The sequence below is a fragment of the Streptomyces sp. NPDC058534 genome, from assembly GCF_042717365.1.
Taxonomy (GTDB): Bacteria; Actinomycetota; Actinomycetes; order Streptomycetales; family Streptomycetaceae; genus Streptomyces.
Map to the genome: position 1 here is coordinate 1 of NZ_JBHXNW010000081.1, position 26591 is coordinate 26591.

Below are 26591 nucleotides of genomic sequence, written 5' to 3' on the forward strand. Positions count from 1 at the left end.
TCCATGCGGAAGCCGCAGACCGGACTCACGTCTCCTCCACGCCGGACATCGCCTGGCCAATAGACGGGCACCCGCCAGACTCATCCCGGAGTCGGCTTGAAACCCCGGTTTCGATGTCGTCTTTTAACATTTCGACGCGTCAGCAGCGATTCACTTGCGTTCGTCTTCCCGGTCCCTACCTGACGCCTCTCGGGCGCCTTTTCCCCATCGCTCACCACAACGGTCTTCAGCCAATGCAGCATGAGGCGGTTTGGAGCCTCCCCCCGCAGGGCGGCTCCGAAGGGCCAAAACCTTCATCTCCCGCACAGCACCATTTCCAGAAGTTGCCCTACGACCAACTCCATTTCATGTTCAGGACACACCAACCCCTGCTTCCTGAGCGCCGACCACGACGGCAGCCTCCTCTCCCGGCTCGCGGACGACATCGAGGAAGCCCAGCTGGACTCGGGTGAGCAGGTGCTCGCGGGAGCCAGGGCGGTGCTCGGCGACGCCAAGGCCGGTGAGCGAGCCGTGCGGTTCGCGCTGAGCAGGGCGACGGAGTCCCTGGAGGACGTACTCCGGATCGCGGTCAGCCGGGGAGAACGCATCCCTCATCCGGTCGCGTGAGCCGGAGCTCAGGCGTGACGCGTCGGACTACTGCCAGAAGACCTCTTCGACCGTGATCTGAGGGTCCGCGGATCGACGGACGAAGACGTATCGCAGCCAGCCCCGACCACGGTCGAAGTAGCACACGTTCGCCCCGTCGGGGACCGTCGACCGACCCGGCTCGACCCAGCACCCTTCGGGTAGATCTGGAAGATTGTCGATACCCCGGAAATACGGATCCTTGACGGTCACCAGCTCAGCGCGGATGGCATCGATCAGGTCGCGTACGTGCTCGGGGTAGGCGTCACGGTCGGCGCGGGCCGAGCGGACCCAGTCCATCTGCCAGGGCGGTCCCATGAAGTCGTTCGTCACCGACCGGGCTCAGCCTTCCCCGCCTCGCGGCGCAGGTGTGCCGCCTCTTCCAGCAGGGCCATGGCATGGTCGTTGTCGTCGGCGACGGCGGCGCGGGCCTCGAGAGCGGTGACGCGCCGATCCAACCGGGGGTCGCGGGCAAGGGCGAACTCGGTCCACCAGCGGGCCATGAACGCCGGCACGGGGGCCAGGTCGTAGGTGTCGGCGATGGCGCGCTTCCAGTGCCGGTCAAAGTCGGCGAGGAGCCCCGGAGCATACTCGGCGATGGCCGCACGGAGCGCCTTCGGATTCCGCTCCGGCATGGGCGGGACGCGCCCGCCGAGATGAGGCACCGTCGTCATGCCGCCACGTCTCCCTCAACGGTGGTGGTCTGCTTGGCCTTGTAGGCGGCAACGAGCGCGGAGGCGTACTGCGGACTCCAGCCGAAGTGCCGGGCGACAGCGGACGCACCGCCCCGGCCCAGGTCAAGAGCGGTCCAAGCGGCCAGATCATTGAACGCCGCCCGACAGTCCTCGACAGCCCTCAGCGCCTCACCGACCGCGGCCTGCGCCTCGTCGAGCTGCCGCATGTGCAAGCCGGTCAGCTCGGCCTGCCGGGCCCGGGTCCGCGGTACGTCGCTCATGCGCACAGGGTGCCCGAGCGCCACCTTGATTTCAACCCGCGGGTTGCGATGTGAACATCATCCGCCCCTGTGTACTCACTCCGGAGGAACGGCACCGCCGCCAGGGAACCGTCCAGCCGAGCAGTCACGGCGCCCACGTGGACCTGGGCCGGGGCAGGAAGAAGGGGCCCGGCATCCGTCGGCCTCGCACGGCGGTCGGATGTACCGGGCCCCTTTCCGGAGACGGCGATCGGCTACCGCACGACCGTGATCCGGTCAGCCGCCGGCGGTTCGATCGGGTCGCCGGCCGACGAGTTGGCCGTCAGGTACTGCTCAAGGGCGGCCAGGTCGTCACCGCCGACCAGTTCGTTCGCGCCCTCGTTCAGCGTGGGGAAGCCGTCGCCGCCGCCCGCGAGGAAGCTGTTGGACGCGACGCGGTAGGTGGCGTTCACGTCGATGGGCGAGCCCCCCAGCCGGATCGAGTCCGTCACCACCCGGTCCGCGCCGGACTTCGTCAGGTCCAGGGTGTAGGTCAGGCCGGACGAGACCTGGAGGATCTTCGGGGCCGCCTCGTTCGGGCCGCTGACCTGCTCCTTGAGGACCTGGACCAGCTGGGCGCCCGTGTAGTCCTTGAGGTTCACCGTGTTGGCGAAGGGCTGGACGGTGAAGCCCTCGGCGTAGGTGACCACGCCGTCGCCCTCGGCGCCCGAGGCCGCGTGGGTCAGCGGAGCCCGGATGCCGCCCGGGTTCATCAGGGCCAGGTCGGTCTCCGGGTCCTGGGTCCTCCCGTACGCGAGCTGCGCGTCGGCGATCAGGTCGCCCAGCGGGGACTCGGTGCCGTCGCGGGAGATGTCGGCGGAGATGTGGCCGACGGGACGGTTGCCGATCGGGGCGGCCAGCGTGCCCCACTTGTCGATCAGCCGGGTCATGTCGGGCGCCTTCGGGACGTCCCGCGTCACCACGTGGTTCGCCGACTTCACCGACGTACGCGCGATGTCGCCCGTGCGCCGGTCGTAGGTCAGCGTCGTGTCCGTGTAGAGGCGGCCGAAGGACGCGGCCGAGGTGACCATGCGGGGGTTGCCCGCCGGGTCCGGGATCGTGCAGACGTACGCGCTGTGCGTGTGGCCGGTGACCAGCGCGTCGACCTTCGGCGTGATGTTCTTCGCGATGTCGACGATCGGGCCGGAGACGCCGTCGCCGGCGCCCGGGGCGTCGCAGTCGTAGTTGTAGGAGGTCGACGCCGGGAAGCCGCCCTCGTGGATGAGGGCGACGATCGACTTCACGCCCTGGCGCTGGAGCACCTTGGCGTACTTGTTGATCGTCTCGGCCTCGTCCTTGAAGGAGAGGCCCTTCACGCCCTCCGCCGAGACGATGTCCGGGGTGCCCTCCAGGGTCACGCCGATGAAGCCGACCTTGACGCCCTTCTTCTTCCACACCCAGTACGGCTTGAGGATGGGCTTCCGCGTCTTCTCGTCCAGGACGTTCGCGGCCAGGTACGGGAAGTCGGCGCCCTTGAACCTCTTGTCCGTGTAGCAGCCCTCGGTGGGGTGGCAGCCGCCCTTCTGGAGGCGGGCCAGTTCCCTCGCGCCCTCGTCGAACTCGTGGTTGCCGACCGACGCCACGTCCAGGTCGAGCTTGTTCAGCGCCTCGATGGTCGGCTCGTCGTGGAAGAGACCGGACAGCAGCGGGGACGCGCCGACCATGTCGCCGCCGGCCGCGGTGACGGAGTAACGGTTGCCCTCGCGGGCCTCGCGCAGATGGGTGGCGAGGTACTCCACGCCGCCCGCGTCGACCGTCTTCGTCGTGCCGTCCGGCTGGACCTCGGTGACCCGGCCGGAGGAACCGGCGGGCGGCTCCAGGTTGCCGTGCAGGTCGTTGAAGGAGAGCAGCTGGACGTCCTGGTAGCGGCCGTGCCCGTGCCCGTGTCCGTGCCGGCTCGCGTCCGCGTCCGCGTTCGCCGACGCCGGCAGGGCCGCGGCGGCGAGCGCCCCGGCGGTGACGACCGTGGCGGCGGCGAGGAGACGGCCCGTGCGGCGTCTGCGGCGCGACTGGTGCGGCTGTGCTGTGGCTGGCATGCGCCCCCCTGTGGGTGTGCGTGGCGCGAGCCGCTGAGGGACGGCTCGTCGGAGCGGCAGCCTAGAGTCAACGCGCGTAGCGCGACAGGGGTTTCCGGGTTACATCCCGGTTTACCTTCCCGCCCGCTTACCGCCCGCCTTCTCACTCGCCTCCCGCCCGCCCGTCCGCGTGGCCCGCTCCCGCGACTGCCGCCGCTTTGCGCCACCCGCCCTTTACCCTCGTACGCATGACCAGCGACGACACCGTGCGGCCCGGCCGCCCCCGCTCGATCGAGACCCTCGCCGAACTGACCCCGGAGCAGACCGACGCGGTCCTCGCCCTGCTCACCGAGGCGGCCCGGAACGACGGGCAGCACGCCGTGTCCGAGCAGGGCCGGCTGCAGCTGCGCGGCCCCGCGCGGGAGGGCATCGCGCATCTGCTGCTCACGGTCGACGGCGAACTCGTCGGCTACGCCCAACTGGAGGGCACCGACCCGATCGAGCCGCCGGCCGCCGAACTGGTCGTCCACCCCTCGCACCGGGGACAGGGACACGGACGCGCCCTGGGCGCCGCACTGCTCGCCGCCTCCGGCAAGCGGCTGCGGGTCTGGGCGCACGGCGGCCACTCCGCCGCCCGGCACCTCGCGCAGGTGCTCGGACTGACGTTGTTCCGCGAACTGCGGCAGATGCGGCGCCCGTTGGCCGGCCTCGACCTGCCGAAGCCGCGGCTGCCCGACGGCGTGAGCGTGCGCCCCTTCGTGCCCGGGCAGGACGACGCGGCCTGGCTCGCGGTGAACGCCGCCGCCTTCGCCCACCACCCCGAGCAGGGCTCCCTCACCCAGCGGGACCTCGACGACCGCGAGGCCGAGGAGTGGTTCGACCCGGCCGGCTTCTTCCTGGCCGAGCGGGCGGGCGAGCTGATCGGCTTCCACTGGACCAAGGTGCACGCCGAGGAACGCCTGGGCGAGGTGTACGTCCTCGGTATCCGCCCCGACATCCAGGGCGGCGGCCTGGGCAAGGCCCTGACCACCATCGGCCTGCGGCACCTGGCGGGGCACGGGCTGCCCACGGCGATGCTGTACGTGGACGCGGACAACAAGGCCGCCGTGTCCGTCTACGAGCGCCTGGGTTTCGTCACCCACGAGACGGACCTGATGTACCGCACCGAGTCCTGAGTCCCCCCGGCACACTCACACGGTCCGGCGCACCCGCCGCCGCCCGGGCGCACCGCGCGCCCCACAGGCCGCCGCAGGCACCGCTCCCACCCTCCGCCCAGAGGCCCTCCGCTATCCCACACGTCATGTCCCCGTAACCATCGATTCAGACAGCCTTGCGACCCTCACCGAATGAACCCGACCGAGCCAGGGCCATCAGGGGCAGAGCATCCCGTGCCCTCCGACGCGCCTGTCCAGCGCGCGGCGCGGAAGAATGGGTTCATGAGGCAGCCGAACACCCAGGCAGAGGTCCAGCACACGCAGCCCTCCGTGGGCTCCATCGCCGCGCACCGCTCGCACACCGTGGCCGCCACGGTCTCCGACCTGGAGCCCGACATCGACGCCGACCTCGACGCGTACGAGGAGTCGGAGGAGTCCCAGGCCGGTGGCGCCCAGCTCCCGCAGGGCCGCTTCCTGGACCGCGAACGCAGCTGGCTCGCGTTCAACGAACGCGTCCTGGAACTCGCCGAGGACCCCGCCACCCCCCTCCTCGAGCGTGCCAACTTCCTCGCGATCTTCGCCAGCAACCTGGACGAGTTCTTCATGGTCCGCGTCGCCGGCCTCAAGCGCCGCATCGCGACCGGCGTGGCCACCCGCTCCGCCTCCGGCCTCCAGCCCCGCGAGGTCCTGGACATGATCTGGGCCCGCTCGCGCGAGCTCATGGCCCGCCACGCCGCCTGCTTCCACGAGGACGTCGCCCCGACGCTCGCCGAGGAGGGCATCCACCTGGTCCGCTGGAGCGAACTGGCCGAGAAGGAACAGGCCCGCCTGTTCACCCTCTTCCGGCACCAGATCTTCCCGGTCCTCACCCCCCTCGCGGTCGACCCGGCCCACCCCTTCCCGTACATCTCGGGCCTCTCCCTCAACCTCGCGGTCGTCGTCCGCAACCCCGTCACGGGCCACCGCCACTTCGCCCGCGTCAAGGTCCCCCCGCTGCTCTCCCGCTTCCTGGAGGCGTCCCCCGGCCGCTACGTCCCCATCGAGGACGTCATCGCCGCCCACCTGGAAGAGCTGTTCCCCGGCATGGAGGTCCTGGAGCACCACGCCTTCCGCCTCACCCGCAACGAGGACCTGGAAGTAGAAGAGGACGACGCCGAGAACCTCCTCCAGGCCCTCGAAAAGGAACTGATGCGGCGCCGCTTCGGCCCGCCCGTCCGCCTGGAGGTCGAGGAGAGCGTGGACCGCGAGGTCCTGGACCTCCTCGTCCGCGAGCTGAAGATCAGCGAGGCGGAGGTCTACCCCCTCCCCGGCCCCCTCGACCTCACCGGCCTCTTCCGCATCCACAGCCTCGACCGCCCCGAGCTGAAGTACCCGAAGTTCGTCGCCGGCACCCACCGCGACCTGGCCGAGGTGGAGTCCGCCTCCGCGCCGGACATCTTCGCCGCGCTGCGCAGCAGGGACGTACTCCTGCACCACCCGTACGACTCCTTCTCGACCTCCGTGCAGGCTTTCCTGGAGCAGGCGGCGGCCGACCCGGACGTCCTGGCGATCAAGCAGACGCTGTACCGCACGTCGGGCGACTCCCCGATAGTCGACGCGCTCATCGACGCGGCCGAGTCGGGCAAGCAGGTCCTGGTCCTGGTCGAGATCAAGGCCCGCTTCGACGAGCACGCGAACATCAAGTGGGCCCGCAAGCTGGAGGAGGCCGGCTGCCACGTGGTCTACGGCCTGGTGGGCCTGAAGACCCACTGCAAGCTCTCCCTGGTGGTCCGCCAGGAGGGCGAGACCCTGCGCCGCTACAGCCACGTGGGCACCGGCAACTACCACCCGAAGACGGCCCGCCTCTACGAGGACCTCGGCCTGCTCACCGCGGACCCGCAGGTCGGCGCGGACCTCTCCGACCTGTTCAACCGCCTCTCCGGCTACTCCCGCCGCGAGACCTACCGCCGTCTCCTGGTCGCGCCCAAGTCCCTGCGCGACGGCCTGGTCTCCCGGATCCACAAGGAGATCCAGCACCACCACGCCGGCCGCCCCGCGTACATACGCATCAAGGTCAACTCGATGGTCGACGAGGCCGTGGTCGACGCCTGCTACCGGGCGTCCCAGGCCGGCGTCCCGGTCGACGTGTGGGTACGCGGCATCTGCGCGCTGCGCCCGGGCGTGGAGGGCCTGTCGGAGAACATCAGCGTCCGCTCCGTCCTGGGCCGCTTCCTCGAACACTCGCGGGTCTTCGCCTTCGGCAACGGCGGCGAGCCGGAGGTCTGGTTCGGCAGCGCCGACATGATGCACCGCAACCTCGACCGCCGGATAGAGGCCCTGGTCCGGGTGACCGATCCGGCCCACCGGGCGGCCCTGAACCGGCTGCTGGAGACCGGCATGTCCGACGGCACCGCCTCCTGGCACCTCGGCCCGGACGGCGAGTGGACCCGGCACGCGACCGACGCGGACGGCCAGCCCCTGCGCAACAGCCAGGAGATGCTCATAGACGCCCGGAGGCGCCGGCGTGGCACAGCGACACCTTGACCCGACGGACCGGGCCCCGGCGAACGCGAACGCGAAACCGCACCCGCACCCGCACCCGCACCCGGCCGTGGCCCCAGCCCCGGACAGCGACGCCCTGGCGTCCTACCTCCGAGCCCAGGCCACGGAGTTCCTCCGCGCCCTGCGCCACCACCGGGAATCGCCCGCGTCCCCGAACGGCGCCCCGCCCGCAAGCAGGGGGGCGACGACACCCCCCGCCCCACCCACGACCCACGTGGACACGGCCCGCGCCCTGCGCCGCGCCGCCCGCCGCCTCAGCGGCACCCTGCACACGTTCCAGCCCCTGCTGGACGCCGACTGGGCGGAGGGCATGCGCCCCGAGCTGGCCTGGCTGTCCGGCACGCTGGCGATGGAACACGCGTACGCGTCCCGCCTGGAACGCCTGCTCACGGCCCTGCACCGCCTCTCCGGTTCATCACCGCTCCCGTCCCCGCGCCCCGTGACCGGCAGAACCACGGCGACAGTGCCACCCACCACGCCCCCCTCACCCCCCACCGCGCACCCGGACCGCGGCAACCTCACCGTCGGCGCGGCCAAGGCGGGCGCACTGCTCGACCGCCGGCTGACCCTGGCCCGCACCCGGGCCCACTCCACCGCCCTCCAGGCCCTCGGCAGCAGCCGCTTCCACGCGGTCGCCGACAAGGTCGCCTTACTGGCCAGCGAGGTCCCCCTACGGACCACCGGCCCCCTCACCGCCCCCGCGACCGCCATCCCCGCCGACCTCCGCCCCCTGGCCACCGCGGCCGAGGACCGCCTGACCGACGCCGTGGCCGCCCTCCCGCTGGTCACCGCGGGCAGCCCGTACAACGCCCAGGCGCTGGTCCACGGCCTCTCCCCCGACCCGTCGCCGCACCCGCAGGACGCCCCCTGGCACCAGGTCCGCCTGCTCCTGCGCCTGCACCGGTACGCCCTTGAGGTGCTGACCGGCGAGCACACCACCGAGCCCCCCGACGACTGCGCGGACGTACGCCTGCTCGCCGCCGGCGAGGCCCTGGACCGGCACCGCGACGCCTCGGAGGCCGCCGCAGCCGCGGCCCAGGCGGCCCGTACGCCGCGCATCGCACCGACGACGGCGTACGCGCTGGGCGTGCTCCACGCCGACCAGCGGCATGAGGTGGAGGCGGCGAGGTACGCGTTCCAGCACAGCTGGCACAAGGAACCCATCAGGCTGCCGTAGAACTCCCCTCAGAACCCGGGACAGGAGGCGCGAGCGCACAGTGGTGACCCCCGCGGACACCGTCCAGGCGGCCGGCTGCGTCCTGTGGCGCTCCGCCCCCGAGCACCGCTGCCCCCTGGAGCTGTGCCTCGTCCACCGCCCGAAGTACAGCGAGTCGTAGCATCGGTAACCACGGTGCACTACGCTGCGTCACATGATCGACACCAGGAATCCGGCACGCCCCTCTAAGACGTTCTCCCGCTCCTACGTCGCTCCCGAGCTGCAAGCCCACTTGGACCAGGGGGGCACGGTCGAGGAGTGGCTAGGTGAGCGGACGCCCATCGCTTCCTTAGCTCGCATCTCGGCCGACCGGCTGAAGGGTGATGCGATCGGCGTAAGCCGCCAGCACAGAAACAACGCACGGAACGCAGCCCTGCATAACTGCGCCGTCGTCGTGTGCTACGAGGACAACAACATCACAGCCGCCAAGCGCGAGATCATCCGCCCGGCCTTTCTCCAGATGGTCAAGGACATCACCCACGGCTACGAGGAAGAAACGGGCATCCCGCTCAAGGGCTGTGTCGCGGTTGAGCGAGAGCGCGTTTGGCGGCTACCTCGCGACTTCATCGCCCTGCAAGACGCCTTGGTACTGAACGGATCAGGGATCTTCATCGAAGACACGAACTCCCTGAACCTTGTGGATGATGACGGCACAATCATCGCCGGTCTGGTGACCTCAGGAACGGGTGAGGACGAAGTTCGCAAGGTTCAGAAGCGGACAAGGCGTAATGCCAAGGACAGGGCCGAGGAGGGCGCCGTTCCTGGTGGTCCACGCCGTTTCGGTTGGCTTGGAGCCGATAAGCGAATTGGCCGACTCACGAACGAGAAGAAGGACCCCGCCGAGTGGCCCTATCTAGTTGAAATGATCAAGAAACGTTCCGATGGTCGATCTTGGCGCCACATCACGGGTTGGATCCGTCGACAGACAGACGCACACGGGAACCGAATCCTCACCGCTCGGGGCGGCGACTGGTCTGAGCAAGGGGTAAAGGGCGCTATCACCAATCCCGCTTGGTGGGGTGGTCGGATCCTTGACGGAGAAATTGTCAAGGATACTAAAACGGGCAGTCCCAAGCTAGGGAGGTGGGAGTACGCCGGCCCCGAGCAGGATGAAGTCAGCTACGAGACTTGGAAGCAAATCATGTCCGGGGTGTATGCACACCGTCTGCACCGAGGTACGCAGCCATCACCCAAAGCATCAGAGGGCACCGTAACTCGCGCCGGAAAATACCTGTTCTCGGGGACGCTCCGATGTGGGCGAATCAACGATATTGACGAGACCTGCTATTCAAAACTCAACGGAAATAAGGGCACCGGGAAGAACGCTAAATACGGCGACTACTATCGGTGCGGCGACCCCAACTGTAGGGGCGTGGGACGTCGAGTCGATCCGGTTGACGAGTATCTTGAAGAACTAGTCTTGTCATACCTGGACAAGCATTTCTCCGGCACAGCGCCGAAACTCACACCCTGGAGGGGCAAGGAGAAGCTTGCCAACCTCCTAATGCAACGCAAGAAGGTCAAGGCGTCCGTAGAAGCCGGAGAGGCCGACTGGGACGACGTGCACGACATGATCACGCGCCTTACGCGAAATATCAAAACGCTCGAAGAGGAAGAACGGGATCACCTCAAGAAGGAGTCCAAAGGGAATCTTCTACGGGGATGGAGCCGAAAGAAGTGGGCACGAATGGAGCTAGACGAGAAGAAGGAAATAATCTCACAGGTTCTCACATCCGTCGTAGTTCTTCCGGTGCCAGAGGGCCGAAGCGACAAGGCGCCATTTGATCCAAACCTCTTGAAGGTGTCTTGGCGCAAAGACAAGAAGACTAGCCCTCAAATTGAAGGCCAAGAATCGCCGCCAGAGTCCGAAGTTGCTTTTAGTACTACAGCCGTAGATCGTGATCTTCATGTCTGATTCGCAGCTTGTCGTCGGTAATGGCTGGCTTGGGCTCGGGCCTGGTGGCGGCATCGCCAGGCGGACCAGGCGAGCCGGTGGGCTACCTCGTGCACGGGCCGGACGACCAAGGTGATGAACGGTCGCTGGATCTCGTTGCAGGTGAGCGGGATGAGCCCGTCAGGTGCGGGGTGCCGGGCGTGTTCGTCGGCGCGGACAACGGCGAGGAAGGCGTGAGCGAGCATGGCCAGGGCGACCCAGCGGGGACCAGGAGGTGTAGCGGCGGACTTGGTGCTCGTCGAGTCCGGCCAGGCCCTTTCCGGACTGGAAGGTCTCATCCACCCGCCACCTTGATCCAGCGACGCGGACCAGGGTGGTCAGGGGCACGAGGGCGGGTGAGAAGCAGCGGTGGTAGGCGAGTTCACCGGTGGTGCGGTTGCGGCGGATCAGCAGCTGGCGGCTGCCGGGGCGGGGTTCGGCCAGATCAATGACCGCCCAGTCGTAGAAGCGGTGCCCCTTGGCGCCGGCCCCGGCCGACAGCTTCTGCCAGGCTCGCTGGGGCACCTTCGCGGCCAGGGCATCCGCGCGGAACTTCCCCGCGCCGGTGGTGGCTTCATGTGAGCAGGCGACGGCGAGCACGTAGCCGACCTGGCGCTCTTCCAGCGCGGAGCGCAGCTTTGGGTTGCCGCCGTAGACCTCGTCTGCCGCGACCCAGCCGGCGCGGTGCCCGGCATCGAGAAACCGGCAGATCATGCGGGCGGCCAGCTCCGGCTTGGTCGCGAAGACGGTGTCCTCGTCCAGGCCCGCGGCTCGGCAGCGATCTGGGTCGCGCGTCCAGGAGTGCGGGATGTACAGCTCCCGGTCCACCGCCGCATGCCCGCGCAGTCCCGCGTAGACGAGGTAGACAGCGACTTGCGCGTTTTCGATCCTCCCGGCGGTGCCGGTGTACTGGCGCTGGACGCCGACGGTGTGCGTGCCCTTCTTCACGTCCCCGGTCTCGTCGACCACCAGCACCGCACCCTCGTCGTGTAGATGCTCCAGGACGTACTCGCGCACGTCATCGCGCACGGCGTCGGCATCCCATCGGGCCTGGCCGAGCAGGTGCTGCATGCCGTCCGGGGTGGCCTCTCCGGCCCACTCGGCGATGCTCCAGCAGTTTTTGCGTGGCAGGTCCGACAGCAGCCCGAGCATCAGATCCCGTACCCGACGCCGGGGTTCAACCCGGGCGAACCAGCCGGCTATCCGGCTCATCAGGCCCTCGAACACTTCCAGCCGGCGAGCAGGGTCTACGCCGTGACCTGCGGCCACCGCAAGATCGTTAGTCTTCACACACCGATGATCAGTGGTGGCCGCAGCCTTCCCGCAGCCGGCCATGAGCAAGATCAAGGTCTATGGCTGGAGGTCGCGCTGGTACCAAGTTCCTGACTTGCCGCCGAGATCGGCCGGGGTGGCAGGGCCAACCGGGACGAACCCGGCCTTGCCCAAGACTCTCTGGGACGCGGCGTTGTCGTGGGAGGTGGCCGCCCGCAGTGTGCGCAGGCCATGCATCGCTGTCGCCATCCGGCACAGCTCCTGGACGGTCGCGGTCGCCACGCCACGGCCGGCGACCTCCTCCGCGACCCGGTAGCCGAGTCTGGCAGTGCCGTCCTCCAAGTCGTACAGATTGAACCTGCCGAGTACCGAACCGTCCTCGGCGACGAGCACGTAGAAGGCGCAGATGCCGGCCTCCTGCTCGGCCAGCGAGGCGTTGTACCGGTCGGTGAAGTGGTCGAAGAAGTCGTCGCCGCGGTCGGGGATCGAAGCAGCGAAGTAGGTGCGGTTCGCCAGCTCGAAGGCCAGGACCGCCGGGGCGTGGCCAGCATGCAGCCGCTTCATCTCGGGCATTGCCCGACTCTACTCAGGTCGTGCGCTGAGGCCACCTGAGTTTCCGCCCGTGGCAGACAGCCCCAAGCGGGGTTGCGAAGCCAACCGAGATCCAGGAGACCCTGTTGCCCCAGTTGTACGTGCGTGCGCCGGTGGAGTTCAACCCGGCTGCTCCGTCGTGTGATTGCGTCGCTCACCGGTTCGGGAATGCGGCCGATCACCCGGAGCGTGTTCGGCGGTATCCCTCGGACATGACGGACGCGGAGTGGGTCGTGGTCCGGCCGCTGTTGCCGGTGCCGGGGTGGCTGCGGGGTCGGGGCGGGCAGCCGGAGACGGTACTGGCACCGGGCGATGCTGGACGCGATCCGCTACCTGGTGGACAACGGCATCAAGTGGCAAGTTATTCAGAATCGAGACAGGGCTGTGTCCTTTCGTTCGGTGGGGTGAGGTCGGTCCGACGGCCGTTGACTGCGTGCCTGCCCGGGCATTTCGGGCGGGTGCCAGTGGGTTCCGCGATCGTGTGCGTCGTGGATGAACTCGTGGAACGCGTTGATGCGCAGGATCGTGTGCTGGGGGCGGTCAGTCGGCGGGACGCTGTTCGGGAGGGCTGGCTGCACCGGGTTGGCGTGGTGGTGTGCCGCGATAGGCAAGGTCGCTTTCTCGTCCATCGGCGTGCCGAGCAGCTGTCCCGTTTCCCGGGGCACTACGAACTCGGTGTCGGGGGCGCTGCGGGAGTCGGCGAGTCCTATGAGCAGCCGGCTGCCCGCGAGCTCAGTGAGGAGCTGGGGGCGCGGGCGACAGTGTGCCTTCGGTTCAAGTTCCTCAACCGGGGTGGGCTCAGCCCTGGCTTGGGGTGCGCGATACCGTGCTTCCGGAGATCGGCACCCCCGATCCGGGAGAAGTGGCCTGGCACGGGTGGCTGGCCGAGTCCGAGCTGCGGCGGATTCTGTAGCAGTGGACCTTCACTCCTGATAGTCAGGAGATTTTCGGTCGGTATCTCGCTTGTCGTGCTGAGTCGGCGCTTTCGCAGAAGCGGTGCTCATGAGCTGGGTCAGAGGACGAAGGCGCTGGTCGTTCCGAGCTCCTTGGGAGTTGGGCCGGCGGGGGTGGGGGTGTCCACGAGGCGTTCGGCAAGGGCGGTGACGGCTTCGCGGTCTCCTTCGAGGGCTTCGCGTTCGTCGTCGGTGAGGTTGAGTTGTTCGAGCATCTGGTCGATGCCGTCCTTGACGGTCAGGAGTTGGCCGCGGCTTGAGGTCTTGGGGACGCAGAAGGGGCAGCGTGCGCCCACTTGGTTGCGTCGCTGTCGTTCATGCCCGTATGGCCGATGACACGGAGCGCACGAGCTAGCTTCTCGTCCCGGCGCACCGACAGCATCTTGGGAGTCTTGTCTGTCATGCCGCCCGCCCCACCGAGGTTGCCGTATTGAATAGGGCGCTCAGCACTCCGCGCTGCTCCTCACTCGGCTCGGGTGCCCTCTCTGGTTCGGCCGCCCCCCAGTCAGCGACGCTCACAGCCGAGCGTCCCTCCCAGCGCCGCTCCTGCCGCTCCCCCGTCACAGCCCCCTTGCTTCCTCATCCGTACCAATGGCGATGAGTGCGAGAGAGATGAGGTCGCGGTCCATGTCCCGCGTAATCCGCTCGCGGGCTTGGCCCGGCGTCAGCCAGACAAGATCGCTGACTTCATCGTTGGGCACGAAGGCCCCGTCGGTTGCCTCCGCCGCCCAGTACGAGACCTCTTTGGGGCGACCCTGATGATCGATGTACCGCGTTGCAGGGAGCTTGGCGCCCAGACGGCACCTGTAGCCCGTCTCCTCAAGCACCTCGCGGTGGGCAGCGGCTTCGAGCTCTTCCCCGCTCTTGAGCTTGCCCTTGGGCCAGGACCAGTCACGCCACTTCGGCCTGTAGACCAAGGCCAGCTCAATCCCGCCGACTGACGAGCTACGCCACAGCAGGCAGCCCGCCGCACGTACTGCATATGCCCGTCCCATGGCTTCCATGGTGCCGCCTTCGCTCTGCGTACTGGGCGGCGACGGCCACCACCGGCACCTTCGCCCCGTCCGACGAGGTCGACCGCATCCTGTGGCTGGAGCCCGCGGTCGCCCGCGCCCGGCTCACCCAGCCCCGCGACCGGACCCTCGTCGACGCCCTCCTCGCGACCCGCCCGCCCGGGACCACTCCGTGTCATTGACGTAAGCGTTCCGTGACCTCACCACACCGTCCACAGGGGTTCACCCCGCGTTCATTTACGCCCATCGGCGGCTTCACCTGTTCTGCCTACTTTCGGCCTTAGCCGATACGGGTCGCGTCCCGAAAACGCGTCCGTGTCCCACAGCCCGCAGACCGCAGACCGCAGACCGCAGACCGCAGACCGCAGACCGCAGACCGCAGCCTGCATCGCAGTCCCCGCACGCCGCCGGATTCAGGACGGCGGCTCCTGGAAGGAACCCCCTCAAGTGAAGCTTCAGCGCATGAACCGGCGGGCCCTCGCTCTCGGTGCTCTCGCCGTCTCCGGCGCCCTGGCCCTCACGGCGTGCGGCTCCGACGACACCGGCGGCAACAGCGGCAGTGGCGGGGACAGCAGCGCCGCCAACAGCAACATCAAGTGCGAGGACGCCAAGGGCCAGCTCCAGGCCTCCGGCTCCTCCGCCCAGAAGAACGCGATCGACGCCTGGGTCAAGCAGTACGTCGCCGCCTGCAAGGGCGTGCAGATCAACTACAACCCGACCGGCTCCGGCGCGGGCATCACCGCGTTCACGCAGGGCCAGACCGCGTTCGCCGGTTCGGACTCCGCGCTGAAGCCCGAAGAGGTCGAGGCCTCCAAGAAGGTCTGCAAGGACGGCCAGGCCATCAACCTGCCGATGGTCGGCGGCCCGATCGCGGTCGGCTTCAACGTCCCCGGCGTCGACACCCTCGCCCTGGACGCGGCGACGCTCGCCCAGATCTTCGACAGCAAGATCACCAACTGGAACGACCCGGCGATCGCCAAGCTCAACCCCGACGCCAAGCTGCCCGACCTGAAGATCCAGGCGTTCCACCGCTCGGACGAGTCCGGCACCACGGACAACTTCACCAAGTACCTGAAGTCCGCCGCGCCCGAGGACTGGAAGTACGAGGGCGGCAAGTCCTGGGAGGCCAAGGGCGGCCAGTCCGCGCAGGGCTCCTCCGGCCTGGCCGGGCAGGTGAAGCAGACCTCCGGCGCCATCTCGTACTTCGAGCTGTCGTACGCCAAGGACGGCATCAAGACCGTCGACGTCAAGACCGCCGCCGCCGAGCCGGTCAAGGCCACCGTCGAGAACGCCACCGCCGCCATCGGCGCGGCCAAGGTCGTCGGCACCGGCAAGGACCTCGCGCTGGAGCTGGACTACACCCCGGACGCCGCCGGTGCCTACCCGATCGTCCTCGTGACGTACGAGATCGCCTGCGACAAGGGCAACAAGGCGGAGACCCTGCCCGCCACCAAGTCCTTCCTGAACTACATCGCCTCGGAGGACGGCCAGGGCCTGCTGGCGGACGCCGGCTACGCCCCGATGCCCACCGAGATCATCACCAAGGTCCGCGAGACCATCTCGGGCCTGAGCTGACCCGAGTGCGGTCCGGTCCCCGCCCGGGGGCCGGGCCGCACCGTCCGGTGCACCGCCGCCAGGAGCCCTCGACGGGCTCCGCCCGAGCCGCCGCGTACGACGGCTCCGCAGACCGGAGAACCCGATGGACATAACTACGGACACCCAGAAGCCGACACCCTCCCCCGCACCCCGGCCCACCACCCCCGGGAACAAGAGCGCCGCCCGCGGCGCCACCCGCCCCGGCGACCGGATCTTCCTCGGGCTCTCCCGCGGGTCCGGCATCCTGGTGCTGGTCATCATGGCCGCCATCGCGGCCTTCCTCACCTACCGCGCCACCCTCGCGATCAGCGAGGACGAGGCCAACTTCTTCACCACCTTCGAGTGGAACCCGAGCGGCGTACCGGCCGAGTTCGGCATCGCGGTCCTGGCCTTCGGCACCGTCGTGTCGTCGATCATCGCCATGGTCATCGCGGTCCCGGTCGCGGTCGGCATCGCCCTGTTCATCACGCACTACGCGCCGCGCAGGCTGGGCGGCACGATCGGGTACGTGATCGACCTGCTCGCCGCCGTGCCCTCGATCGTCTACGGCCTGTGGGGCGCGCTCGTCCTCGTGCCGCACCTGAACGGGCTCTACGGCTGGCTGGACCAGTACCTCGGCTGGACCGGGATCCTGGAGTGGAACGGCGGCGCCCCGCGCTCGCTGTTCACCGTGGGCATCCTGCTCGCGATCATGATCCTGCCGATCATCACCAACGTCAGCCGTGAGGTCTTCCGGCAGGTCCCGCGCATGCACGAGGAGGCCGCCCTGGCCCTCGGCGCCACGCGCTGGGAGGTCATCCGGATGTCGGTGATCCCGTTCGGCCGCTCCGGCGTCATCTCCGCCTCGATGCTCGGCCTCGGCCGCGCGCTCGGCGAGACGATGGCCGTCGCCATGGTCCTCTCGCCGACCTTCGACATCAGCCCCAGCCTGCTCGACCCGGGCGGTGGCACCTTCGCGCAGAACATCGCCAGCAAGTTCAACGAGGCGACCGTGATGGGCAGGGACGCGCTGATCGCCTCCGGTCTGGTGCTCTTCGTCATCACCCTGGTGGTCAACGGCGCGGCCCGCATGATCATCGCCCGCCGCAAGGAGTACTCGGGGGCCAACGCATGAGCCACGCAACCCTTACCCCCAAGAGCCGCGGCTCCCTGCGCGGCGCGACCCTGCCCAAGTGGTTCCCCTGGGCGGTCGCGGGCGGCTCGGTCCTCGCCGGCCTGGGCATCAGCGCCGCGGCCGGGCTGAACAGCAGCATCCAGTGGGCCCTGATCGCCGCGGTGCTCTTCGTGGCCGGCACGTACGGCATCTCGGCGCGCGTCGAGGGCGTGCGCCAGGCCAGGGACCGGGTGGCGACCAGCATGGTCTGGGTCGCGTTCCTGATGGCGCTGATCCCGCTGTTCTCCCTGATCTGGGAGACCGTGAAGCAGGGCGTGAAGGTCCTCGACGGCTACTTCCTGACCCACTCGATGGGCGTGGTCGCCGACAGCGAGGCCGGCGGCGGCATCTACCACGCCGTCCTCGGCACCCTGGAGCAGGTCGGCCTCGCCACGCTGTTCTCCGTGCCGATCGGTGTGCTCACGGCGATCTACCTGGTCGAGTACGGGCGGGGCCGGCTCGCCAAGGCCGTCACCTTCTTCGTCGACGTCATGACGGGCATCCCGTCGATCGTCGCGGGTCTGTTCGTCCTCAGCCTGTGGGTCCTGATCCTCGACATGGGCCCGTCCGGCATCGCCGGTTCGTTCGCCCTGTGCATCCTGATGATCCCGGTGGTCGTCCGGTCCACCGAGGAGATGCTCAAGCTCGTCCCGAACGAGCTGCGCGAGGCGTCGCTGGCGCTGGGCGTGCCGAAGTGGCGCACGATCCTCAAGGTGGTCCTGCCGACGTCGGTCGGCGGCATCGTCACCGGTGTCATGCTGGCCGTCGCCCGCATCACCGGCGAGACGGCCCCCGTGCTGCTGCTGGTCTGGGGCACCGACTTCATCAACGCGAACCCGTTCCAGGATCCGCAGGAGTCGCTGCCGATGTACATCTACCTCCAGTACACCGCGGGCTCCGACCCGGCCTACGACCGTGCCTGGGCGGCGGCCCTGACGCTCATCGCGTTCATCATGATCCTCAACCTTGCGGCCCGCGGCATCGCGCGCTGGAAGGCCCCGCAGTCCGGTCGCTGACGCGGCCAAGGCGACAGCAGTCAGCGACCCGAAAGAAGCAGTGATTTCCATGGCCAAGCGCATAGATGTCAGCGGCCTCAACGCCTACTACAGCTCCTTCCTGGCCATCGAGGACATCTCGATGACCGTCGAACCCCGCTCCGTGACGGCCTTCATCGGCCCGTCCGGCTGCGGCAAGTCCACCTTCCTGCGCACGCTCAACCGCATGCACGAGGTCACCCCGGGCGGCCGGGTGGACGGCAAGGTCATGCTGGACGACGAGAACCTCTACGGCACCGGCATCGACCCGGTCGCCGTGCGCCGCGAGGTCGGCATGGTCTTCCAGCGCCCGAACCCGTTCCCGACGATGTCGGTATACGACAACGTGGCGGCGGGCCTGCGTCTCAACGGCACGTACAAGAAGTCGCAGCTGGACGACGTCGTCGAGAGGTCCCTGCGAGGCGCGAACCTCTGGAACGAGGTCAAGGACCGCCTGAACAAGCCGGGCTCCGGGCTCTCCGGCGGCCAGCAGCAGCGCCTGTGCATCGCGCGGGCGATCGCTGTCGAGCCGAACGTCCTGCTCATGGACGAGCCCTGCTCCGCCCTCGACCCGATCTCCACCCTCGCGATCGAGGACCTGATCGGCGAGCTGAAGGAGCGCTTCACGATCGTCATCGTGACGCACAACATGCAGCAGGCGGCGCGCGTCTCCGACCGCACGGCGTTCTTCAACCTGGCGGCCGTCGGCCAGCCCGGCAAGCTGATCGAGATCGACGACACGGAGCGCATCTTCTCCAACCCGTCGGTCCAGGCCACGGAGGACTACATCTCCGGCCGCTTCGGCTAGGGCCTGTCCGGCCGCGCCTCCCGATCCCCTCGCGGTGCTGCATGGCGGTGCCATCGCGAGGAGCACAAGGGCCCGCCCCCGAATCCGGGGGCGGGCCCACCGTCGTAGCACGGGGCCCCGGTGCCGTAGCACGGGGCCGGTGCGCGCGGCCGCTACAGCACCAGCAGGTTCACGATCCAGAACGACACCGCGGCCACCACCGCGGCGGCCGGCATGGTGATGAACCACCCCATGATGATGTTGCGCGCGACCCCCCACCGCACGGCGTTCACCCGCTTCGTGGCACCGACACCCATGATCGACGACGTGATGACGTGTGTCGTGGAGATCGGCGCGTGGAACAGGAACGCCGACCCGAACATGATCGACGCACCCGTCGTCTCGGCGGCGAACCCCTGCGGCGGATCCAGCTCGATGATCTTGCGGCCCAGCGTCCGCATGATCCGCCAGCCACCGGCGTACGTCCCCGCGGACAGCATCAGCGCGCAGGCGATCTTCACCCAGACCGGGATCGGGTCGCCGTAGTCCTCGACGTCGGCGATGACCAGTGCCATCACCACGATGCCCATCGTCTTCTGCGCGTCCTGCAGACCGTGCCCCAGCGCCATGCCCGCCGCCGACACCGTCTGCGCGATACGGAAACCGCGCTTCGCCTTGTGCGGGTTGGACCGCCGGAACATCCACATGATCGCGGTCATCACCAGGTATCCGGCGGCCAGGCCGATGACCGGCGACAGGAACATGGGGATGACGATCTTGTCGACGACTCCTTGCCAGTACACGGTCGTACTCCCGGCGAGCGCGGCGCCCACCATGCCGCCGAACAGCGCGTGCGAGGACGAGGACGGCAGACCGAAGTACCAGGTGATGAGGTTCCAGACGATCGCGCCCACGAGCGCGGCGAAGAGGATCCCCATCCCCTTCGAACCTTCGGGGGTCTCGATCACCCCCTCGCTGACGGTCTTGGCGACCCCGGAGCCCATGAACGCGCCGGCGAGGTTCATGACGGCGGCCATCGCGAGCGCCGCCCGGGGCGTCAGCGCACGCGTCGACACGGACGTCGCGATCGCGTTCGCCGAGTCGTGGAAGCCGTTGGTGTACGTGAAGAAGAGCGCGACCCCGATGGTCACGACCAGAGCGAAGGTGTCCATGAAGGGGTCAGGACTCCTTGACGGCGATGGTCTCCACCGTGTTCGCCACGTGCTCGAAGGCGTCGGCCGCTTCCTCCAGCACATCCACGATCTGCTTGAGCTTCAGCACCTCGATGGCCTCGTACGTGCCGTTGAAGAGGTGGGCGAGCAGCTTGCGGTGGACCTGGTCGGCCTGGTTCTCCAACCGGTTGACCTCGATCCAGTACTCGGTGAGGTTGTCCATGGTGCGCAGGTTCGGCATGGCCTCGGCGGTCAGCTCGGCGGCCCGCGCCAGCACCTCGATCTGCTGGTCGACGCCCTTGGGCAGTTCCTCGACGTTGTAGAGGACGACCAGGTCGACGGCCTCCTCCATGAAGTCCATGATGTCGTCGAGGGACGAGGCGAGGTTGTAGATGTCCTCGCGGTCGAAGGGCGTGATGAACGAGGAGTTCAGCTGGTGGAAGATCGCGTGCGTGGCGTCGTCACCCGCGTGTTCGGCGGCCCGCATACGCTCTGCGATCTCGGCCCGGGCGGATGCGTCCGCCCCGAGCAGTTCCATCAGGAGTTTCGAGCCCGTGACGATGTTGTCCGCGGAGGCGGCGAACATGTCGTAGAAGCTCGTCTCCCTGGGGGTCAGACGAAAGCGCACGTGGGGTCCTCGGGGTGCATGGGTTTCGGTCAGGCTGATGCTAGGCGCATCATCCGGCCACGGCTAACGGGCCGCCCCCCAGTGTCGCCCATCAGACAGACTGATGAGCAGGGGGGCGACGTCGGCCGCTCCGCCAAGGGCCCCTTACCCAGGAAAGTTCGGTACCATATACCCGTCAGGGGTATATGTCTGTAATTCCTTGAATCCCCCGAACCCCGAACCCCCGAACCCCGAATCCAGCAGGAGGACGCGATGACGACCACCGAGGCCGGCGCGGGCGCGACCTCCGCCCCCGTGGACCAGGTGGAGACGGACGGCACGGACATCGTGACCGACCACGACCGCGGCGTGCACGGCTACCACAAGCAGAAGGACGAACACCTCAAGCGCCTGCGCCGCATCGAGGGCCAGATCCGCGGCCTGCAGCGCATGGTCGACGAGGACGTCTACTGCATCGACATACTCACCCAGGTCTCGGCCTCGACGAAGGCCCTCCAGTCCTTCGCGCTGCAGCTCCTGGAGGAGCATCTGCGCCACTGCGTCGCCGACGCGGCCGTCAAGGGCGGCGCCGAGATCGACGCGAAGGTGGAAGAGGCGACGAAGGCCATCGGACGGCTACTGCGCACGTGAGTGTTCCTCGGCCACGCGCAGCACCTCGTCGATGCTCTCCGGGCTGAGCCGCTCCCGGGCGGCCGACGCCGCGATGATCAGCTCACCGCACAGCTCGATCTCGGCGAGGGCCACGTGGTCCTGAACCGCCGTGCCGCCGACCGGAGCCACACCCGTCACCTCTCTCTGCCGTCATCGACTTCCTAGAGTAGGGAGCGGCCTACACACCGCGCATGGCACGGAAGGGCTAGTTCTTGCCGTCCGCCGCGTCACCCGCGGCCCCGGCCGCCGCCTCACCCGGCTCCGCCGCGATCCGGCCGGCGTAGATGTCCCGCTCCTCGGGCAGCCGTACGCGGACGGCGGTGCCGAAGCCGAAGAGCAGCGTCGTCGAGGCGACGGCCACGGTGCCCTCCTCCCGCCCGTTGGCGAAGCTGAAGCGCTGCCGGAGCTTGCGGATGCGCCCCTCGTCGTCGAGGTAGGCGTCGAACGGCACCTCGGCGGTGGCGAACCCCTCGGCCGCCGCGGCCAGCGCCTTCTTGTTGCCGTCCGAGGCACCGCGTGCCGCCCGCGCGAGATCGGCGGTCCCCCGGTAGTGCCGCACCGCGGTCCCCGCGACCTCGGTACGCTCCACGAACGTCGCCCGGTGCGTCCCGCGCAGCACCTCGGCGGCGACGAAGGGGTCCGTCGCCCCGCCGGTCACCAGGTTCCCGTCGGACAGCGAGGCGGTGTCGACCCGCACCCACTTGTCGTCGGGCACGCCGGCGCCCCGGTTCTTCATGAACAGCGCGCCCGGCGCGAGCAGCTCGGTGATCGGCCGGTGCTCGCTCGACCCCGCCGGGTCCTGCGGCAGCCGCACCTTCAGCCGCCCGAGCCGCTCCTCGAAGTCGTACACACCCTCGCCGCGGATGGTCACCCGTGTCCCGCCGCTGGCCATCTCCATCGCGGTGCGCGCCTTGGCGCTCCCGGCGGCCACCAGCCGGTCGGCGGCCTGGTGCAGCACGGCGACCGGATCGCCGCCGTCCGCCCCCTGCGCGGCGGACCCCGGGCCGGAGCACGCGGCACCGGCCAGACACACACAGACGACACCCCCGGCCACGGCGAGACCGCCGCCCGCCCTCCTGCCCCGCCGCTCCCTCTCCCGCCCGACCATCGCCACCTGCCCCAAGCCCTCCCGCCCGTTCCGGACCCCCTGCCGTCCCGGTTAACGAGGGGCAGGCGACCCCGGTAACGTTGCGGGCGTGGCGCAACAGGACGGCATCGAGGCCCCCGGGGACGCCCCGGAGCACCTCACGACGACGGTCGAACAGGGCCCCTTCTGTCTGGCCCGCTGCACCTGCGGCTGGCGAGGCCCGGCCCGAAGAGCCAGAAGCCAGGCCCGCACAGACGCGAAGACGCACGACCACCAGCCGTAGCTGCGGGCAGTCGTGCCTCCCCCAGTGCCTGAACGGCCTGGGCGGTACCCCCAGGGCGGCACCCGTCCCAAAGAGAGCGGCACCCGGCCGGCGCCGGGCCGCGACACCCACCCCCGGCCCACACCACCGCCGGACCACCCACCAGGCCCAGTCGTGGAACCCCCACCCCCACACCCCCGTCTCCTCCCAAGACCCCCCTCACGGGACGCGGAGGCGACATGCACCGGCGCACATTCCTAGGCGGCTCGGCAGCCGCCGCCCTCACCGCAACCACGGCAACGGCCTGCACAGGCAAACCCGCCACAGACACGGGCACGGGCACAGGCCCCGGCCCCGGCCCCGGCCCGGCGAAGAACCCCGAGGCCACCCCCCGCCTCACCCACACCGCAACCTCCACCCGCACCCCCGCCCCCGCCTCCTGGTCGGCCCTGGCCACATCCCTGGACGGCACCCTGCTCCGCCCCGGCGACCGCTCCTGGCAGTCGGCCCACCGCCTCTACAACACCCGCTTCGACAGGCTCGAACCGACCGCCGTCGCCTACGCCGCCCACCCCGACGACATCCGCACGGCCCTCTCCTACGCCCACGCCCACCACGTCCCCGTGGCGATCCGCAACGGCGGCCACTCCTACGCGGGCTGGTCCTCCGGCGACGGCCGTCTGATCATCGACGTCTCGAAGCTCAACCGCGTCCGGGCGAGCGGCAACGAGGCCACCGTCGGCGCCGGCGCCAAGCTCATCGACGTCTACCGCGCCCTCTCCGCGAAGGGCGTCACCATCCCCGCCGGTTCCTGCCCCACCGTCGGCATCTCCGGCCTCACCCTCGGCGGCGGCCACGGCGTCGTCTCCCGCGCCTACGGCCTGACCTGCGACAGCCTCACCCGGGCCACCCTGATCACGGCGGACGGCAAGGAGATCACCGCCGACGCGAAGAACGACCACAAGGACCTGTTCTGGGCCCTGCGCGGCGCGGGCAACGCCAACTTCGGCATCGTCACCGAGTTCCAGTTCCGCACCCACCCGGCCCCCCGGGCCGTGACGGCGTACCTGACCTGGCCCTGGAGCAAGGCCGCCGCGGTCGTCCGCGCCTGGCAGGAGTGGGGGCCGGACCAGCCCGACGAGATCTGGTCGTCCCTCCACCTGGCCGCCGCCCCCGGCCGCAGGCCCACCGTCTCGGTCGCCGCCTTCTCCCTGGGCACCTACCGCGAACTCCAGAACGCCGTGGACCGCCTGGCCGGCCGCATCGGCTCACCCGCGAGCAAGGTGTACCTCAAGCGGCGTTCGTACGAGGAGTCGATGGAGATGTACGCGGGCTGCTCGTCGTTCTCCACCGACGCCCGCTGCCACCTCCCGGGCTCCACCCCGGGCCGCTCGCCCGAGGGCGGACTCGGCCGCGAGACGTACGCGGCCCGCTCGGACTTCTTCGACCGCTCGATCCCGGCGGCCGGCGTCCGTGCCCTGCTCTCCCGGCTCACCTCGGTGCGCGGCGGCGCCGGCAGCGTCGCGTTCACCGCGCTCGGCGGCGCGGTGAACCGCGTCTCCCCGACGGCGACCGCGTTCGTGCACCGCCGCTCCCGGACGCTGGCCCAGTACCTCGTCTCGTGGCGGCCGGGCACGAGCGGCACGGACGCCCAGTCCTGGCTGGCCTCCGCCCACAAGTCGATGCGCCCGTACGCCTCGGGCGCCGCCTACCAGAACTACACGGACCCGACCCTGACGGACTGGCGGAAGGCCTACTACGCGGACGCGGCCCCGCGCCTGGCGAAACTCAAGCGCCAGTACGACCCGGACCGCGTCTTCAACAACCCCCAGGCGCTGTAGGCGCCCGCGTCCTCTCCAAACCCGGGGCCCGCAGGCGCCCGCGTACGCCCTAGGCGGCGAGATCCCGCTCGCCCGCCCCGGCGCTCTCCTTGCGCGCCCCGGGGATCACGGCATCGCGTCCGGCCGCGCCCTCCGGGCCGCGCGCGCTGACCAGCCACCCCACCCGGGGCGACCGCTCGATCGCGCGGGTCAGCGGTGTGAGCAGGGCCATGGCGACCGGCGAGAGCAGCAGCGCGACCGCCGTGCCGAGGGCGAAGCCGCCCACGACGTCCGTCGGGTAGTGCACGCCCATGTAGACCCGGACGAAGCCGCCGAACAGCGCAAGCACGATCGCGGCGATCCCGAACTTGCGGTGGGCCACGAACAGGGCGACGGCCAGCGCCATGCAGAGCGTGGCGTGGTCACTCACGAAGGAGAAGTCGTTCTTCCCCTCGACGAGCACGTCTAGCCCCTCATGGGACTTGAAGGGCCGGGGCCGCTCCACGAATCCCCGTATCGGGACGTTGATCAGTACCGCGACCCCGGCCGCGAGCGGCGCCCACACGAGGGCCGCCACGTTCGAGGCCGCGTCCTCACCGCCGCGCCGCCGCACACCCCACCAGCACCAGAGCACCAGCAGCACGATCGCGAACAGCAGTCCGTACTCACCGACGAACTCCATGACCCGGTCGAACCAGTGCGGCGCGTCCTTGGCCAGGCCATTGATGTCGTAGAGCAGCTCGACGTCGGGGTTCGACCCGGATTCGGCGAGTCCAGCCATGGTGCTGCGGCCCCTTCGTCATGTCCTCCGGCGCGCCGGACGCGCGCCTCTTCCGCCACCCCCGTGGTCACCTACACGCACACAGGAACGCACGACCCCCGTTGATACGTTCCACACTCCACCGAATGATCACGCAGACGTTATCGAAGAGAAACACGTCGCCGCAGCTCAGGGCAGGGTTTCACGCTGAGGGCAAACCCTCGCATTCACACCGTGGTGGGCAGCGCTTTCGCGCCATCCTCGGTCACCCGCGTGGCCCCGAAGTAGTCGGGGGTGTCGATCGCGTCGAACCGGATCACAGCACCCGTCCGAGGCGCGTCGATCATGTACCCGCCGCCGACATAGATCCCCACATGCCGGATGGCCCGGGAGTTGGTGAGATCGTCCGAGAAGAACACCAGGTCACCGGGCAGCAGCTCATCCCTGTCGGGATGCGGTCCCGCGTTGTACTGGTCGTTCGCGACGCGCGGCAACTTGACCCCCACACTCTCGTACGCCGCCTTGGTCAGCCCCGAACAGTCGAACCGCCCGCCCTGTTCGGGCGTCCCGTTCCCGCCCCACAGATAGAGCGTGCCGAGCTTCTTCTGCGCGTACGCGATGGCCCCGGCTGACTGCTCCGACGGATCCACCCGCGTCTGGGGCGCCGCGAAGCTCTTCTCCAGGGTGGTGATCACCTTCACGTAGTTCCGGGTCTCCTTGTACGGGGGGACACCCTGGTACTTGATCACCGCGTAGGCCCCCGCGTTGTAGGAGGCCAGCATGTTCTCGGTCGGATTCCCGGGCACGTCCTTCACGTACGACGCGAGGGAACAGTCGTACGAGGCGGCCGACGGAATGGCGTCGTTGGGATCCCACACGTCCCGGTCGCCGTCCCCGTCCCCGTCGATGCCGTGGGTGGCCCACGTCCCGGGGATGAACTGCGCTATGCCCTGCGCCGCCGCGTGGCTCTGCGCCTTCGGGTCGAAGCCGCTCTCCTGGTAGAGCTGGGCGGCGAGCAGCGCCGGGTTGATGGCGGGACAGAGATTGCCCCACTTCTGCACGAGCGGCTGGTAGGCCGCGGGCACCGACCCCTTGGCGAGCTTCTTCGTCCCTCCGCCGGCGCCTCCCGCGAGGTCTCCGGCGACCATGTAGACGCCCACGACGAGCAGCATCACGAAGCCCATCCCAAGGGCAACGGCGACCCCGGCACCGACCCACAACTTCCGCATGGCCCAACCCTCCCCCATGAGCACGCCGTTCAGTGACGTTTTCCGGCCATGTCGCGCCGGCCCAACCGCGAGCACCTGGGGAGTCCAGCCGACGGAGGCAGGGCCAGTGCGCGATCCGCCTGCGCCG

The 26591-nt window shown here is 69.3% G+C and carries 25 protein-coding genes and 4 pseudogenes; 15 read left to right on the plus strand and 14 right to left on the minus strand.

Features of this window, described 5'->3' with window-relative positions:
- Positions 1 to 240 precede the first annotated feature (240 nt).
- The gene (locus ACFWR9_RS34950) at positions 241 to 606 is read left to right on the plus strand and encodes a hypothetical protein (protein WP_383849485.1); all 366 of its coding nucleotides are present in this window, start codon (positions 241 to 243) and stop codon (positions 604 to 606) included.
- Positions 607 to 633: 27 nt separating this feature from the next.
- Here ACFWR9_RS34950 and ACFWR9_RS34955 read toward each other — a convergent pair whose 3' ends face one another.
- The 4 genes from ACFWR9_RS34955 to ACFWR9_RS34970 all read right to left on the minus strand — a co-directional run bounded on the left by ACFWR9_RS34955 (position 634) and on the right by ACFWR9_RS34970 (position 3633).
- Complete coding sequence (locus ACFWR9_RS34955) at positions 634 to 957, minus strand: hypothetical protein (protein ID WP_383849488.1); 324 nt, start codon at positions 955 to 957, stop codon at positions 634 to 636.
- The gene (locus ACFWR9_RS34960; RefSeq protein WP_383849491.1) at positions 954 to 1298 is read right to left on the minus strand and encodes a DUF6247 family protein; all 345 of its coding nucleotides are present in this window, start codon (positions 1296 to 1298) and stop codon (positions 954 to 956) included. Before ACFWR9_RS34960 ends, ACFWR9_RS34955 begins: the two co-directional genes overlap by 4 nt.
- Entirely contained in the window at positions 1295 to 1579 is a 285-nt protein-coding gene (locus ACFWR9_RS34965; RefSeq protein ID WP_383849494.1) for a hypothetical protein, read from the minus strand. The genes ACFWR9_RS34960 and ACFWR9_RS34965 overlap by 4 nt, the downstream gene beginning before the upstream one ends.
- 233 nt (positions 1580 to 1812) lie before the next feature.
- Positions 1813 to 3633 (minus strand): bifunctional metallophosphatase/5'-nucleotidase, encoded by a 1821-nt coding sequence (locus ACFWR9_RS34970; RefSeq protein WP_383849497.1) that lies wholly within the window; start codon positions 3631 to 3633, stop codon positions 1813 to 1815.
- A gap of 227 nt (positions 3634 to 3860) precedes the next feature.
- Between ACFWR9_RS34970 and mshD the strand changes: the two genes are divergently transcribed.
- From mshD to ACFWR9_RS34995, 5 genes and pseudogenes are all read left to right on the plus strand, one after another.
- The gene (gene mshD, locus ACFWR9_RS34975; protein WP_383849499.1) at positions 3861 to 4787 is read left to right on the plus strand and encodes a mycothiol synthase; all 927 of its coding nucleotides are present in this window, start codon (positions 3861 to 3863) and stop codon (positions 4785 to 4787) included.
- A gap of 261 nt (positions 4788 to 5048) precedes the next feature.
- A complete protein-coding gene (locus ACFWR9_RS34980) occupies positions 5049 to 7289 on the plus strand; it encodes an RNA degradosome polyphosphate kinase (RefSeq protein ID WP_383849502.1) in 2241 nt (746 codons plus the stop codon).
- Complete coding sequence (locus ACFWR9_RS34985; RefSeq protein ID WP_383849504.1) at positions 7270 to 8484, plus strand: CHAD domain-containing protein; 1215 nt, start codon at positions 7270 to 7272, stop codon at positions 8482 to 8484. The genes ACFWR9_RS34980 and ACFWR9_RS34985 overlap by 20 nt, the downstream gene beginning before the upstream one ends.
- A gap of 43 nt (positions 8485 to 8527) precedes the next feature.
- Positions 8528 to 8638, plus strand: a pseudogene (locus tag ACFWR9_RS34990) (DNA mismatch repair protein MutT); the annotation flags it as partial.
- 39 nt (positions 8639 to 8677) lie between these two features.
- Entirely contained in the window at positions 8678 to 10438 is a 1761-nt protein-coding gene (locus tag ACFWR9_RS34995; protein ID WP_383849506.1) for a hypothetical protein, read from the plus strand.
- Here the strand turns inward: ACFWR9_RS34995 and ACFWR9_RS35000 are convergent.
- Both ACFWR9_RS35000 and ACFWR9_RS35005 read right to left on the minus strand, forming a co-directional pair.
- Positions 10429 to 11668: pseudogene (locus ACFWR9_RS35000) on the minus strand (IS701 family transposase). The gene ACFWR9_RS34995 and the pseudogene ACFWR9_RS35000 sit on opposite strands and share 10 nt — an antisense overlap.
- 138 nt (positions 11669 to 11806) lie before the next feature.
- The gene (locus ACFWR9_RS35005) at positions 11807 to 12301 is read right to left on the minus strand and encodes a GNAT family N-acetyltransferase (protein ID WP_383849509.1); all 495 of its coding nucleotides are present in this window, start codon (positions 12299 to 12301) and stop codon (positions 11807 to 11809) included.
- A gap of 518 nt (positions 12302 to 12819) precedes the next feature.
- Between ACFWR9_RS35005 and ACFWR9_RS35010 the strand changes: the two are divergent.
- Positions 12820 to 13325 (plus strand): annotated as a pseudogene (locus ACFWR9_RS35010) (NUDIX domain-containing protein).
- A 6-nt stretch (positions 13326 to 13331) separates the two neighbouring features.
- Here the strand turns inward: ACFWR9_RS35010 and ACFWR9_RS35015 are convergent.
- Both ACFWR9_RS35015 and ACFWR9_RS35020 read right to left on the minus strand, forming a co-directional pair.
- Positions 13332 to 13568 (minus strand): hypothetical protein, encoded by a 237-nt coding sequence (locus ACFWR9_RS35015; protein WP_383849512.1) that lies wholly within the window; start codon positions 13566 to 13568, stop codon positions 13332 to 13334.
- A gap of 264 nt (positions 13569 to 13832) precedes the next feature.
- Positions 13833 to 14267 (minus strand): NUDIX hydrolase, encoded by a 435-nt coding sequence (locus ACFWR9_RS35020; RefSeq protein ID WP_383849514.1) that lies wholly within the window; start codon positions 14265 to 14267, stop codon positions 13833 to 13835.
- Between the two features lie 29 nt (positions 14268 to 14296).
- Here ACFWR9_RS35020 and ACFWR9_RS35025 point away from each other — a divergent pair.
- The 5 genes and pseudogenes from ACFWR9_RS35025 to pstB form a co-directional block, all read left to right on the plus strand.
- Positions 14297 to 14467 (plus strand): annotated as a pseudogene (locus tag ACFWR9_RS35025) (NUDIX hydrolase); the annotation flags it as partial.
- A gap of 265 nt (positions 14468 to 14732) precedes the next feature.
- Positions 14733 to 15860 carry a phosphate ABC transporter substrate-binding protein PstS gene (gene pstS / locus ACFWR9_RS35030; protein ID WP_383849516.1) on the plus strand — a complete coding sequence of 376 codons (1128 nt, stop codon included), beginning with the start codon at positions 14733 to 14735 and terminating at the stop codon, positions 15858 to 15860.
- A gap of 124 nt (positions 15861 to 15984) precedes the next feature.
- Positions 15985 to 16995 (plus strand): phosphate ABC transporter permease subunit PstC, encoded by a 1011-nt coding sequence (gene pstC / locus ACFWR9_RS35035; protein ID WP_383849519.1) that lies wholly within the window; start codon positions 15985 to 15987, stop codon positions 16993 to 16995.
- Positions 16992 to 18050 (plus strand): phosphate ABC transporter permease PstA, encoded by a 1059-nt coding sequence (gene pstA, locus ACFWR9_RS35040; protein WP_383849521.1) that lies wholly within the window; start codon positions 16992 to 16994, stop codon positions 18048 to 18050. Before pstC ends, pstA begins: the two co-directional genes overlap by 4 nt.
- A gap of 49 nt (positions 18051 to 18099) precedes the next feature.
- Positions 18100 to 18876, plus strand: coding sequence for a phosphate ABC transporter ATP-binding protein PstB (gene pstB, locus ACFWR9_RS35045; protein ID WP_383849524.1), 777 nt, complete (start codon positions 18100 to 18102; stop codon positions 18874 to 18876).
- Between the two features lie 152 nt (positions 18877 to 19028).
- Here pstB and pitH read toward each other — a convergent pair whose 3' ends face one another.
- Together pitH and ACFWR9_RS35055 are read right to left on the minus strand one after the other, a co-directional pair.
- The gene (gene pitH / locus ACFWR9_RS35050) at positions 19029 to 20027 is read right to left on the minus strand and encodes a low-affinity phosphate transporter PitH (protein WP_383849526.1); all 999 of its coding nucleotides are present in this window, start codon (positions 20025 to 20027) and stop codon (positions 19029 to 19031) included.
- Positions 20028 to 20034: 7 nt separating this feature from the next.
- Complete coding sequence (locus ACFWR9_RS35055; protein WP_210963641.1) at positions 20035 to 20655, minus strand: DUF47 domain-containing protein; 621 nt, start codon at positions 20653 to 20655, stop codon at positions 20035 to 20037.
- Between the two features lie 252 nt (positions 20656 to 20907).
- Between ACFWR9_RS35055 and ACFWR9_RS35060 the strand changes: the two genes are divergently transcribed.
- Positions 20908 to 21285 carry a metal-sensitive transcriptional regulator gene (locus ACFWR9_RS35060; RefSeq protein ID WP_383849529.1) on the plus strand — a complete coding sequence of 126 codons (378 nt, stop codon included), beginning with the start codon at positions 20908 to 20910 and terminating at the stop codon, positions 21283 to 21285.
- On the opposite strand, the gene ACFWR9_RS35065 is transcribed toward ACFWR9_RS35060, so the two are convergent.
- Both ACFWR9_RS35065 and ACFWR9_RS35070 read right to left on the minus strand, forming a co-directional pair.
- Positions 21271 to 21435: a hypothetical protein gene (locus ACFWR9_RS35065; protein ID WP_383849574.1), complete on the minus strand. Its 165-nt coding sequence runs from the start codon at positions 21433 to 21435 to the stop codon at positions 21271 to 21273. The two genes, ACFWR9_RS35060 and ACFWR9_RS35065, sit on opposite strands and share 15 nt — an antisense overlap.
- 76 nt (positions 21436 to 21511) lie before the next feature.
- Positions 21512 to 22414, minus strand: a complete 903-nt coding sequence (locus tag ACFWR9_RS35070; RefSeq protein WP_383849569.1) for a hypothetical protein — start codon at positions 22412 to 22414, stop codon at positions 21512 to 21514.
- An 88-nt stretch (positions 22415 to 22502) separates the two neighbouring features.
- On the opposite strand from ACFWR9_RS35070, the gene ACFWR9_RS35075 reads away from it, so the two are divergent.
- Together ACFWR9_RS35075 and ACFWR9_RS35080 are read left to right on the plus strand one after the other, a co-directional pair.
- Entirely contained in the window at positions 22503 to 22676 is a 174-nt protein-coding gene (locus tag ACFWR9_RS35075) for a hypothetical protein (protein ID WP_383849532.1), read from the plus strand.
- A gap of 218 nt (positions 22677 to 22894) precedes the next feature.
- On the plus strand, positions 22895 to 24496 hold the full coding sequence (locus tag ACFWR9_RS35080; protein WP_383849534.1) for an FAD-binding oxidoreductase: 1602 nt from the start codon (positions 22895 to 22897) through the stop codon (positions 24494 to 24496).
- A 49-nt stretch (positions 24497 to 24545) separates the two neighbouring features.
- Here ACFWR9_RS35080 and ACFWR9_RS35085 read toward each other — a convergent pair whose 3' ends face one another.
- The gene (locus tag ACFWR9_RS35085) at positions 24546 to 25256 is read right to left on the minus strand and encodes a phosphatase PAP2 family protein (protein WP_383849537.1); all 711 of its coding nucleotides are present in this window, start codon (positions 25254 to 25256) and stop codon (positions 24546 to 24548) included.
- 206 nt (positions 25257 to 25462) lie between these two features.
- Complete coding sequence (locus ACFWR9_RS35090; RefSeq protein ID WP_383849572.1) at positions 25463 to 26482, minus strand: NlpC/P60 family protein; 1020 nt, start codon at positions 26480 to 26482, stop codon at positions 25463 to 25465.
- Positions 26483 to 26591: the final 109 nt, after the last annotated feature.